Below are 12,133 nucleotides of genomic sequence, written 5' to 3'. Positions count from 1 at the left end.
CCGCCCGCGCCAATGCCGGAATCGCCGCGGCGGCGCCGGCGCCGGAAATAAGCAGTCTCCTGCGACTGATCTTTAAAGGGGACGCGTGCTCGCTGTCATCATTCATTGGCTTGCTCTCCGTTCACTGCTGGGCGTGCCCAGTACGACGGAAATAATGCCCAGAATCGCAGCTTTAGGCTATTCGCATTTCAAACGAATCGCGCCCCGGCGGCCGGCGCGCGCCAAGATACTCGCCGACCAGGCCCACCATGTCGTCGCGCAGGCCCGTTATTCTGGCCGGCTCGCCGGCACGCGCCAGCGCCGGCCACACCGCCGCATGCATTTCCGCCAACAAAGCGGTGGCGGTCTGGCGCGGGTCGGCGAAGCCGGCGTCCGGCGCGCTGAGCAACAACTCGCCCAGCGCCAGTTCGGTGCGCGCGAAAACGGCCGATTTTTCCCGTTCCATGCCGAGGTCGGCCATGTGGTGTTGCAACGCTTGCCGGTCCGCCACGCGCGCCAGCTTCAAATCCACGTAGCCGGTGGCGAAGTCGCGCGCCAGCGTCGCCAGCGGCTTGCGCCGGTGGCGCGCGCACAGCTCTTCCAGCGCGGCGGCCAGGCCGTCCAGATGCCGTTGCAGCGCGGCGAAGCGCAGCGCCTCCTGATGCGGAAAATACTGGTACAGCGTGCCCACCGAGACGCCGGCGCGCAAGGCGACGCGGGTGGTGATGGCGCCGCCGAAGTCGTTGCGTTTGAGCATTTCCGTGGTGGCCTGGAGAATCGCGTCGACGGTCACCCGCGAACGCGCCTGGCGCGGCAGCTTGCGCGGTAGTAGATCGGCCTGGTCCTGCATTTTTAGAAACCTTTCACAATTTGATGGTCATCACCAACCACAGCATACCCGAATGGCGCCGATGGCCGCATCCGCGTCGGGCGCCGGCGGCGCCCCGATACCCGGCAAGAGCCCGCCGACCGACGCCCTGCCCGGGTACGCCCGCCGAACCGCGGCTAGGGCGCCGGCTGCAGGCGCCAGCGCTGGCAATCGCCGCCGAGCCACTGCCACTGCTGCACGTTGGCGCCGGCGGCCGTCGAGCAGGCGTCGACATCGAGCACCAGCCCGCTGTTGCGGGAGACGAACCGGAAGTGGCCGTCACCGACCGGTTCCGGCCGCCACGCCTGGCAGGCCGCGCCGTTGGGCGTCCACTGCTGCACGTTGCCGCCGTTGGCGCTCGAGCAGGCGTCGACGTCGAGCGCCAGGCCGCTGTGCATCGCGGTCAGCACGTAGTCGCCGTTACCCTTGTTCTGCACGTTCCAGCGCTGGCAATTGGCGCCGTTCGGCGTCCACTGCTGGACGTTGGCGCCGGCCGCGCCGGCACAGGCGGCGACGTCCAGCGCCAGGCCGCTGTTCTTCGAGATCAAGGTGTAGACGCCGCTCGCGACCGGATTGTCCATCGGCCCGGTGGCGAACTTGATCGAGCAGCCGACGTTGACCAGTTCGTACAACTGGGTGCCGTCGGTCGACGGCAGCAGCTGGGTGCTGTAGCCGTTGCAGACGTCGGCGCCGCCCATGGTGACCGCCGCCTGCGGCGTGGCGCCCTCGGTCCACAGGCCGTTGCCGTTGTTGGTATTGTACATATAGGTCTGGCCGTTGCCGGCGGCGATGGCGCCATCGCTGTTGCGGCGCAATACCTCGCCGGTCACCAGCAGGCGGCCGTTGGCGCTGCCGTCGTTATACCAGCGCACCGTCGGCGTGTGGCGGAAGTGGTTGCCGGAGCTGGACTCGATGCGCGTGCCCAGGTTGGACGCCGTGCCCCAGGCGATGCCGTTGGCCGAGCTGCGGATGAACGCCTCGCAGTTGGACGCGCCGCACACCTCGTACGTCATGACATAGCCGCCGTTGGGCAGGCGCGCCACCAGCGGCATGCCGGGGCGCTGCACATTGCCGTCGCTGACGCCGACGTCGATGGTGTCGCCGCTCCAGGTCACGCCGCCGTCGGTCGAGACGCGGTGCGCGATCAGCTGGTTGTAGCCATTGGCCTTGTACTCCTCGCTGGAATAATACATCACCAGCCGGCCGGCGCTGTCGATGGCGAACTCGCCCTCCCACACGCCGACCGTGCCGGTCACCGGGGTCGACAGCAGGCTCCAGTTGCGGCCCTGGTCGAGGCTGCGGTAGATCCGGATCGCGTGGGCGTTGCCGTTGGTGGTGGAGGTGGTCCACAACAGCGCGCCCTTCGGCGTGCCGCCCAGCGCCTGCGGCACCTCGTACAGGCCGCCGCAGCAATGGCCGGGCTCGGGCAGGTTGATGGTGGCGATCTGGCTCCAGCTGGCGCCGTTGTTGGCGCTCTCCCAGATCGTGCTCTGGGTGTTGCCGTAGTCGAAGCTGGCGATCAGGCGGTTGTTGGCCGCGCCGCTGGCGGCCAGCCGTATCATGCGCGGGTAGTACGAGGCCTGGTTGCCCAGGGTGACGGCGGCCTGGACGTCGAGCCAGCAGAACATCGCCAGCAGCAGTGCGAATACGCGGGTTTTCATAGACGTGTCTCCATTTTTTTGGATGCAAAAAAAGCAGGGAGCAAGCTCCCTGCGAAAGAACAACACTGGAAAGGGTGAAACGGAGAATGACCACCGGGCTTGGGGCCCGGCTTACTGCCTGGGACTTACAACTTAAAGCGCAGACCGAGCGAATACACGGCGGGGTCGTAGCGGATGTCGCGCGGGAACTGCTCGTGGCCGCTATAGCTTTCATAGGACGAGCGCAGCAAATTCCAGGCGTTGAACTGCAGCGACAAATGCTGGTTGATCTCGTAGCCGATCGACAGGTCGAGCTGCTCGCGCGGGCGCACCACGTTGGTCGCCGGCAGCTGGATGCCGCCATTGTTCAACGATTCGACATAGCTGTCGCGGCGCGTGTACGCCAAGCGTCCGTTGACGCCGTACTTCTCGTAGATCAGCGCCAGGTTGGCGTTCTTTTTGGCCACGTTGACCAGCGGCGTGACGGTGAAGTCGCCGCCGTTGAGCGTGTTGGCGCTCTCGGTGGTGCCGCTGATCCACGTATAGTTGGCCTGCACGCCCAGCCCGGACAGCGCGCCCGGCAAAAAGTCGAGGAACTTCTGCGCCGACAGCTCGTAGCCGTGCAGCTTGCCCTTGCCGGCGTTTTGCGGACGGGTCACCGTGTACGGCAGGCCGTTGATGTTCTCGACCTGCTGGAACGGTTGCAGATAGCCGTCGATGCGGCGGTCGAAGAAGGCCACCGAGACGTAGCCGTCCTTGTCGAAGTAGCGCTCCAGCGTGATGTCGAACGATTTCGATTCGACCGGCTTGAGCTCGGGATTGCCGGCCGTGCCGTAGCCCGGACGGTTGATCGACGGCGGCGTCAGCGACAGCGCCGGGTTGAGCGAGGCGAAATCCGGACGGGTCACGGTCTTGCCCCAGCCGACGTGCGACATCCAGTTGTCGGCCCAATCGACCTTGGCGCTAATGCTCGGCAGCACGTCGGTGTGCGACGTGCTGATGTCGACATTGCTGATGGTGTCGCCGATGCGGCTATTGCCGCTGAGGTCGCGCTCGAGGCGGCTCACGCGTACGCCGGCCAGGCCGGAGACGCCGACGCTGCCGACGTCGAAACCGTAGTTGGCCATGCCGTAGGCGCTGGTGGTTTTCTCGGTCTGCTTGAACAGGCGGTTGGGATCGTCGGGCAGGCGTCCGGCCGGCAGGCCGTAGTACTGGCGCACCTGGCCGCGGTTATCGAGCAGGAAGTTGGTCGACGGCGCCGCGTAGCTGCCGCCGAGCCGGTCGACGCCGGGCACCACGTCGTTGAACGACGGGCCGAACACGCCCACCGGCACCGGACGCACGCCGCCCGGCGTGTCGGCGCCGCCCTCGGCGCCGTGGAACTCGGCGTCGCGCGACGACAGGCGCACGCCGGCCGACAGCTTGCTGATGAAGCCCTGTCCCAGCTTGTAGCTCAGGTCATTGCGCCACTGCACCTGGCGTCCGCTGCTCTCGCCCCACGACTGGAAGAAGCCGCGCAGCGCGTACTGGCTCGGATCGCTGAGCGCGCCGGCGTTGCCCGGGGTCGAGCCGCTGAACCCGCCGTGGCCGCCGCCGTCGAGGCCGACCACGTGCAAGGTCGCGAACGGCACGCTCTGGTCGACGATGATGCGGTCCTCCGTGAACTTCGAATACGTGAACGCCAGGTCGGTGCTGGCCTGCCAGGCGCCGTCCTTGTACTTGGCGCCCACGCTGCCGTAGCCGGTGTCGGTCTTTTGCTGGCGCGCCTGGGTGCTGGTGGCCGTGTACGGCGCCACGCCGTCGGCATCGGGCAGCACGTCGGCCGAGACGATCGGACAGGCTCGGCCGCGGCTGGTGTCGCAGTAGGCGCCGTCCGGCGCGACCTGGACGTTGATGGCCGAGTTGGCGTCGCGCGCCACGCCGAACAGGTAATCCTCGGCGCCGCGGTTGCGGAAGCCCATGTAGATGAACTGGCTGTCGAGTTCGAGTTTGTCGCTCGGTTTCCACTGCAGCGCGCCGTGCAATTGCTGGCGCTCGCGCTCGCCGGAGTTGTAGACGCCGCCCGGGAACGGCATGATGGCCGCCGTCGTCGCGCCGCCCTTGGCCTGCTCCGCCGCCAGGTTGGGGTTGCCGGGATCGTTGCGGTAGGCCGTGCCGTCGGCGCGCACCGCCCACAGGCCGGGACCGCCCGGTTCGGCGAACCATTGCACCGGATTGACGTAGCGGTCCTTGACATAGGTGCCGTCCAGCAGCACGCCGACGTCGCCGTGCCGGGTCTTCCAGCGGTTCGAGATCAGGCCGCCGAGCGACGGATCGGTGTACGACTTGGCGCTGGTGCCGCGCGGATTGACGTTGACGCCGTCGATGAAGCCCGACGCGCTCAGTCCCTTGAAGTCGAACGGTTTGCGCAGCCGCACGTCCATCAGGCCGGCGATGCCGCCCTCCTGCTGGTTCGGCGTGGCCGACTTGAACACGTCCAGGCCGGCCACGCCCTCGATGCGCAAATCCTGGTAGGACAGGCGGCGGCCGTCGCCGGTGAAGATCTCGTTGCCGTTGATGGTGGTCGCCAGATCCGGCAGGCCGCGTATCAGCACGGTGTTGACCTCGCTGGCGGTGCGCCCGACCTGCACCCCGGGAATGCGCTGCAGCGCCTCGCCCACCGAACGGTCGGGGAACTTGCCGATATCCTCGGCGTTGATCGAGTCGACCACCTGTTCGGCGGTGCGCTTGATGTCCTCCGCCTTGCGCACGCTCTGGCGGATGCCGGACACCACCACCGTGGCGGCCTCCACCGGATTGTCCTGCGCCGCCGCTTGCTGCGCCGCGCCCGCCAACAGGCCGAGCAGCGCCGCCGCGATCGGGGTTCTTTTGAACTCTTGCATGTTTTTGTCTCCACTATCGGAATCGGACGACTGCATCCCTGCCGATCCGGTATGCCCTGGTGAGCTACCGATACCGGATGCCGTGTTGCCGGCATGGCGCGTCATCGCTTTATATGCGTTATGGGCGGGCGTTCATCACAAAAATCCTTGCGACTAAGCGGTGAAATGCCCCAAGTAACGATGCAATACTGAATGTATTTTCTTTTTATATCAAGAATATTTGCGACAAATAGCGAAATATTACGAAAAAATGGCCGCAAGCGGCCGCCGCCGCCATAAGCACCAATTAAAGTTGTTGGAAAGACGAGACAGTCAGCCCAGCGTGCCGGCCGGCGGAATCGGCGCGCCGGCCGGGAACACGAAGCCGAGCCGCATGACGATGTCCTGCGGATAGTTGCCGAACTTGCGGCCGAAGAGATTGAGCCCGCCCTTGTTGCGCGCGTCCTCCTTGACGCCGATGCGCACGCGGATGTGGTTGGCCTTGGCCAGATTCAGGTCGGCGATCGCGGTCGCCCCCAGCGAGACGCCGTCGATCATCGCGCCGCGCTCGCTCACGCTCCATTGTTTGAGCACGCCGTACGTGGTGCCCTCCACCTGCCACCACGACGGCGTCAGCAGCGCGGCCTTGCCGCCGAAGTCGCCAGGCGACGTCCAGGTGCCCACCTCGACATCGTTGATCCACAGCGTGATGTCGGACGGCCAGTCCGGATTGTAGTTGGGCGCCTCCGAACACAGCTCCATCGACAACGACAGCTCGGTGGTGACGGCGCCGTACGGCACGTTGTTGGGGAACGCATACTCCACGTGGCCGGCGCCGAACCACAACAGCTGGGCGTTGACGTGTTCCGGCTCGAAGAAAGAGCGCGGGTCGTCGAGCATGCCGATGATCTTGGTCTCGCTGACCAGGCCGCAGGTCGGACTGGCCTCGACGCTGCGGTAGCTGCCGATCGGCATGCTGATCTGCACGTGGTTGGGCGCCGCCTCGACCGCCGCGCCCGGCAAGCGGATGCGGACCTCGTCGTAGCGCTTCGAGCACAGCTTCTGGATGCCGCGCGTGCCGGGCTCGGTCTCGACCACCACCAGTCCCACCGCCTCCAGTTGGTTGACGTTGAAGCTGACGGTCGAATGCGGCAGGTTCATGGTCGCGGCCAGCTCGGACAGGTTCAACACCTTGTGGGTCAGCAAGCCCAGCATCGCCTGCCGCGTTTCCGACGACAGCGCCTTCACCAGCGGCAAGACCGCGTCCCCCTCGACCAGCAAGGCCCGATTTACTACATCCATGTCACATCCGTTTCCACTAGATAAGTTGGTTGGTTCGCGCCCGCGCGCCCCGTCACCCGCATGATAACCCGGGGCCAAAATCGCCGAGGAGCAAAATAACTCACAAACATTCTTGTCACTAATGGAAAATGTTGCGATAATCAATCCAACAAAAATGTTTGTGATTATTTGTTCGGCGACCTTATCTATAGAACCGGCGGTGCGGCCTGCGTGGCCGCACCGACCGGTCACCCATCAAGGAGACAAGCATGACAAGCCACAATAACACCCTCGCCCTCGCTGTGCTGTGCGCGACCGTCGTCCTGGGCGGCTGCGGCGGCACCGGCTCGATCGCGGCCGCAACGCCAGCCGGGCCGGCGACACCCGTCGCGCCGCCAACCGGCGCCGCCAGCGCGCGCGGCACGTTGCTGGCCGACGCCTTCGGCGCCTATCCGCGCCTTGTGCGCCAGCAACACCACCAGGACGCGGCGTTGAACGGCCGCCTCGTCGCCAGCATGACCTCGACCGAAAATGGCCAGTCGGTCGCCGCCATCCATGGCAGCGCCGACGACGGCAAGAGCTTCCAGCGGATCGGCGTCATCGCCGATCCGGAACTCAAACACGGCATGTGCTGCGGCACCTTGTACGAACTGCCGGTCGCCATCGGCGCGCTGCCGGCCGGAACCTTGCTGTTCTCGGCCTCGGTCGGCGCCGACCGCGCCGGCACACCGATGGAAAACCGCATCTACCGCAGCGCCGACGGCGGCGCCACCTGGCACTATCTGTCCCTGTGCGGCACGGGCCGCATCGCCAAGACCATGCAACGCCCGTCGGGCATCTGGGAACCCGAATTCGCCATCGCCGCCAGCGGCGAACTGGTGTGCTACTACTCCGACGAGACGCTGGACGGCCATTCGCAGGTGCTGGTGCGGGTCACCAGCCGCGACGGCGTCACCTGGAGCGCGCCGCACACCATCGTCGCCGGCGACGATGCCAACGCCCGCCCCGGCATGCCCATCGTGCGCAGGCTGCCGTCCGGCGCCTACCTGATGACTTACGAGAACTGCTACGCCGGCCCGCTCGATTGCGCGCTGCGCGCCAAGCGCTCGCCCGACGGCCTCGACTGGGGTGCCGCCAACGACCCCGGTTTCCGCCTAGAGACCGCCAGCGGCCAGTTCTTCCGCCACGCGCCGACCTTCGCCTGGAGCCCGGCCGCCGGCCAGGCCAACGGCATGCTGATCGCCATCGGCCAGATCCTGGTCGACAAGAACGGCGTGCCCGACGCCAGCGGCAATGGCAAGGTGGTGTTCACCAACACCAGCGCCGATGGCAGCGGCCCGTGGCGCGTCGCGCCGGCGCCGCTGTCGCTGCCGGCCGCGCCGCTCAAGACCAACTGGTGCCAGAACTATTCGACTCCGCTGCTGCCGTCCGCCGACGGCAAGACGCTGCTGATGGTGCAAACCGACGGCGCCGAGGGCCCAAGCTGCCGCGCCCGCTTCGGCGGCGCCGCGCTGGCGCCGTGACCCCACTCCTCCACCCCGACCACGAAAGACCAACGATGACTACAGCAATTTCCACGTCCGCCGCTCCCCTTGCCCCCAAGTGGAGCGCCGAGCGCGCGCATGCCTGGTACGCGGCGCAGCCGCGCATCCTCGGCGCCAATTTCATTCCCGCCAGCGCCATCAACCAACTGGAGATGTGGCAAGCCGACACCTTCGACGCCGAGCGCATCGACCTGGAACTGGGCTGGGCCGCCGGGATGGGCATGAACACGATGCGCGTGTTCCTGCACGACCTGCTGTGGGCGCAGGACGCGGCCGGCTTCAAACAGCGTATCGACACCTATCTGGGCATCGCCAACCGGCATGGCATCCGCACCATGCTGGTATTATTCGACTCGTGCTGGGACCCGCGCCCGGTGCTGGGCAGCCAGCGCGAGCCGATGCTTGGCATTCATAATTCGGGCTGGGTACAAAGTCCGGGCGCGGCGCAACTGGCCGATCCGGCCAGCTATCCGGCGCTGCGCGCCTACGTCGAGGACATCGTCACCTGCTTCGGCAATGACGAGCGCGTGTGGTGCTGGGATGTGTGGAACGAACCGGACAATCAGGGCGGCGGCATGGGCTACTATCAGCAGTTCGAGGCAAAAGACAAGATCGCACTGGTGGCGCAGTTGCTGCCGCAGGTGTTCGGCTGGGCCCAGGCCTGCGCCCCGAGCCAGCCGCTGACGAGCGGCGTGTGGTTCGGCGACGACTGGACGCCCGCCTCGGTGCTGCTCAACGCGGTACAGCTGGCGCAGCTCGAGCTGTCGGACGTGGTGAGCTTCCACGATTACAGCTGGCCGGAGAAATTCCTGTCGCGCATCCGGCAACTGCAAGCCTACGGCCGCCCGTTGGTGTGCACCGAATACATGGCGCGCGGCATGGGCTCGACGTTCGACGCCACGTTGGCCATTGCCCGCGCCGAACACGTGGGCATGATCAACTGGGGCTTCGTGTCCGGCAAGAGCCAGACCCACATGCCATGGGACTCGTGGAAGAATCCGTACACCGCCGCCCCGCCGCCGCTGTGGTTCCACGACGTGCTGCACACCGACGGCACGCCCTACCGCGCCTACGAGGTCGAACTGCTGCGCCAGCACGCCACAGCGCCATGAACATGGCGCATGAGCTGGGCGGCATCGAATGGCAGGGCGTTAGCAAGCGCTACGGTCAACACACGGTGATTCCCGACTTCCACCTGTCGATCGCGGCCGGCGAGTTCATCGCGCTGCTGGGACCTTCGGGCTGCGGCAAGTCGACCTTGCTGCGCATGCTGGCGGGGCTGGAGCCGGTCTCGAGCGGGCGCATCACCATCGGCGGGCGCGACGTCACCGACCTGGCCCCGGGCCAGCGCGGCATCGCCATGGTGTTCCAGCAGTATGCGCTGTACCCGCACATGACGGTGCGCGACAACATGGCCTTCGGCCTGCGCAACATCCGCATGGACGAGGCGGAGATCGGGCGCCGCGTCGACGGCGCCGCGCAAATGCTGGAACTGCAGGCGCTGCTGGAGCGCAAGCCGGTGCAATTGTCGGGCGGCCAGCGCCAGCGCGTGGCCATCGGCCGCGCCGTGGTCAAGGAGCCGCTGGCCTTCCTGTTCGACGAACCGCTGTCGAACCTGGACGCCGCGCTGCGCACCCGCACCCGCCTGGAACTGGCGCGTCTGCACAAGCGCCTCGGCGCCACCATGCTGTTCGTCACCCACGACCAGGTCGAGGCGATGACCCTGGCCAACCGCATCGCGGTGATGAACCAGGGACGCATCGAACAGTTCGCCGCGCCGATGGACTTGTACGACCGGCCGGCCACGCGCTTCGTGGCCGGCTTCGTCGGCAGTCCGGCGATGAACTTCCTGCCGGTACGGCGCGCGCCCGACCAAGACGGCCGCTGCGTCGTCACCTTGTCCAACGGCGCCACCGTACGCACGGCCGTGGCCGCGATTCCGGCCGGCGGCAATCTGGAGCTTGAGCTCGGCCTGCGCCCCGACGCGCTCACGCCCGCTCCCGACGGCCAGCTGCAAGGCACGGTCGAAGTCATCGAACGCCTCGGCGACCGCACGCTGCTGCACGTGCAACTGGCCGACGGCCTGCTGGTGGTGGCCGACGCGCCACGCCACGGCGAGCCGGCGCTTGGCTCGACCATCGCGCTGCGCATGGACCTGCAACGCGCCCACCTGTTCGACGCGGACGGTGCCGCGCACCACCCCGCATGATGCGCGACCTGCCATCGTCCCGGCCGGGGACCCGCACCGAGGCCGGCGCCGCCGCCGGCTGGGCCGGGCCGCTGTTCATCGCGCCCTTCCTGCTGTGTTATCTGACCCTGCTGGTCTGGCCGCTGCTGGACGGCGTCTGGCTCGGTTTCCACGCGATCGACCTGCTGTCCGATATCGGCCGTTGGGTCGGCGCGCTCAACTTCGTCGACCTGCTGCGCGACGAGATGTTCGTGCGCGCCGCGCTCAACACGGTGCTGTTCGCGGCGCTGTGCACGCCCCTGATGGTGGCCACCGGCCTGGCGCTGGCGTTGGCGCTGAACCGGCCGGGGCGCGCCAGCGCCATCCTGCGCGGCATCTTCTTCGGCGCCGGCGTGCTGTCGGTCACCATCGTCACGTTGATCTGGCGGCTGGTGCTGATGCCCGAGCGCGGCATGCTCGCCAACCTGATGCACGGCATCGGCCTGGCCGCCGTCGCGCCGCTGAACCACGAGTGGCTGGCGTTGCCTGCCGTGGTGCTGGCCACCGTCTGGTGGGGCATCGGCATGCCGATGATGTTGTTCCTGGCCTCGCTGCAACAGATCCCGCACGACGTCTACGAGGCGGCCGCGCTCGACAACACCAGCCGCTGGCGCAGCTTCCGCCACATCACGCTGCCGGCCATCCGCCACGGCGTGATCCTGGTGGCGCTGACGCAGATGATCGCCCAGCTGCAAGTCTTCGGCCAGGTCCAGCTGCTGACGCAGGGCGGCCCCAACAACAGCACCCGGACCCTGGTGATGTTCGTCTACGAGGCCATGTTCGAACAATGGCAGCTCGGCTATGCGGCCGCCGGCGCGCAGGCGTTGTTCCTGCTGATGCTGGCCGGGATGTCGCTGCAAGCCTGGCTGGAACGCCGCGCGGGAAAGGCGCCAGCATGAATCCCAACCTGACCAACCGCTGGGGCAACCGGCTGATCCTCGGCGCCACCGTGCTGGCCGCCATCGCCTGGGTGGCGCCGCTGCTGTGGGTGCTGGCGCTGTCGTTCAAGCCCAACGAGCTGCTGGCGCAGCGCACCGACATCCTGTTCGCGCCGCCCTACACGCTGAAGAACTACAGCGACATCCTCGGCACCTCGATGGTGTTCCGCTGGATCGCCAACTCCTGCGTGGTGGCCTTCGGCCAGACGGTGCTGGTGCTGCTGCTGTCGTCGCTGGCCGGCTACGGCTTCGCCCGCACCGAGTTTCCCGGCAAGACCTGGATCTACCGGCTCGTGCTGGCCGGGCTGGCGGTGCCGCAGACGGCCGTGGTGATCCCGCTGCACCGCATGTTCGCCGACTGGGGCCTGCACAACAGCTATCCGGGCCTGATCCTGCCGGGCCTGGCCGCGCCGTTCGGGGTGTTCCTGATGACACAGTACTTCAAGGCCATCCCGCGCGACCTGGAGGAGGCAGCGCTGCTCGACAACGCCTCGCGCTGGACCGTGTTCACGCGGGTGATACTGCCGCTGAGCTTGCCGGTGCAGGCGACCTTGGGCATCGTCACCTTCCTCAGCGCGTGGAACGACTACCTGTGGCCGCTGATCTCGGCGACCCGGCAGGCCAACTACACCCTCACGCTGGGCCTGGCCGCCACCCAGACCAACTTCGCGCAATCGGAGGGCCTCGGCTTCCTGATGGCGCAGGCGGTGTTCGCGGCGGTGCCGGTGCTGGTGCTGTACGTCTTCTTCCAACAATATATCGTCGCCGCCGTTGCCGGCACCAAGGTACGCTAAG

General features: G+C 67.2%; 9 protein-coding genes. 5 read left to right on the top strand and 4 right to left on the bottom strand.

What is annotated here, in order from left to right; translation table 11 throughout:
• Positions 1–172: 172 nt before the first annotated feature.
• From BMX85_RS18930 to BMX85_RS18915, 4 genes are all read right to left on the bottom strand, one after another.
• Positions 173–829: a TetR/AcrR family transcriptional regulator gene (locus tag BMX85_RS18930; protein ID WP_090321736.1), complete on the bottom strand. Its 657-nt coding sequence runs from the start codon at positions 827–829 to the stop codon at positions 173–175.
• A 155-nt stretch (positions 830–984) separates the two neighbouring features.
• Positions 985–2,508 (bottom strand): RICIN domain-containing protein, encoded by a 1,524-nt coding sequence (locus BMX85_RS18925; RefSeq protein ID WP_090321732.1) that lies wholly within the window; start codon positions 2,506–2,508, stop codon positions 985–987.
• 125 nt (positions 2,509–2,633) lie between these two features.
• Positions 2,634–5,369, bottom strand: a complete 2,736-nt coding sequence (locus tag BMX85_RS18920) for a TonB-dependent receptor (RefSeq protein ID WP_177196812.1) — start codon at positions 5,367–5,369, stop codon at positions 2,634–2,636.
• 312 nt (positions 5,370–5,681) lie between these two features.
• Positions 5,682–6,650 carry an ArsR/SmtB family transcription factor gene (locus BMX85_RS18915; protein WP_090321723.1) on the bottom strand — a complete coding sequence of 323 codons (969 nt, stop codon included), beginning with the start codon at positions 6,648–6,650 and terminating at the stop codon, positions 5,682–5,684.
• 248 nt (positions 6,651–6,898) lie between these two features.
• Here BMX85_RS18915 and BMX85_RS18910 point away from each other — a divergent pair, with 248 nt between their 5' ends.
• The 5 genes from BMX85_RS18910 to BMX85_RS18890 are packed head-to-tail and all read left to right on the top strand — an operon-like array spanning position 6,899 to position 12,132.
• A complete protein-coding gene (locus tag BMX85_RS18910; RefSeq protein ID WP_143068032.1) occupies positions 6,899–8,152 on the top strand; it encodes a sialidase family protein in 1,254 nt (417 codons plus the stop codon).
• 35 nt (positions 8,153–8,187) lie between these two features.
• Positions 8,188–9,285, top strand: a complete 1,098-nt coding sequence (locus tag BMX85_RS18905) for a glycoside hydrolase 5 family protein (RefSeq protein WP_090321714.1) — start codon at positions 8,188–8,190, stop codon at positions 9,283–9,285.
• Positions 9,282–10,382 (top strand): ABC transporter ATP-binding protein, encoded by a 1,101-nt coding sequence (locus BMX85_RS18900; protein WP_304529057.1) that lies wholly within the window; start codon positions 9,282–9,284, stop codon positions 10,380–10,382. The genes BMX85_RS18905 and BMX85_RS18900 overlap by 4 nt, the downstream gene beginning before the upstream one ends.
• The gene (locus tag BMX85_RS18895) at positions 10,379–11,299 is read left to right on the top strand and encodes a carbohydrate ABC transporter permease (protein ID WP_229210560.1); all 921 of its coding nucleotides are present in this window, start codon (positions 10,379–10,381) and stop codon (positions 11,297–11,299) included. Before BMX85_RS18900 ends, BMX85_RS18895 begins: the two co-directional genes overlap by 4 nt.
• On the top strand, positions 11,296–12,132 hold the full coding sequence (locus BMX85_RS18890; RefSeq protein WP_090321709.1) for a carbohydrate ABC transporter permease: 837 nt from the start codon (positions 11,296–11,298) through the stop codon (positions 12,130–12,132). Before BMX85_RS18895 ends, BMX85_RS18890 begins: the two co-directional genes overlap by 4 nt.
• Position 12,133: the final 1 nt, after the last annotated feature.

The organism is Duganella sp. CF517 (assembly GCF_900110275.1).
Lineage (GTDB): Bacteria > Pseudomonadota > Gammaproteobacteria > Burkholderiales > Burkholderiaceae_D > Rugamonas.
This window is presented reverse-complemented; position numbering and strand designations above follow the sequence as displayed.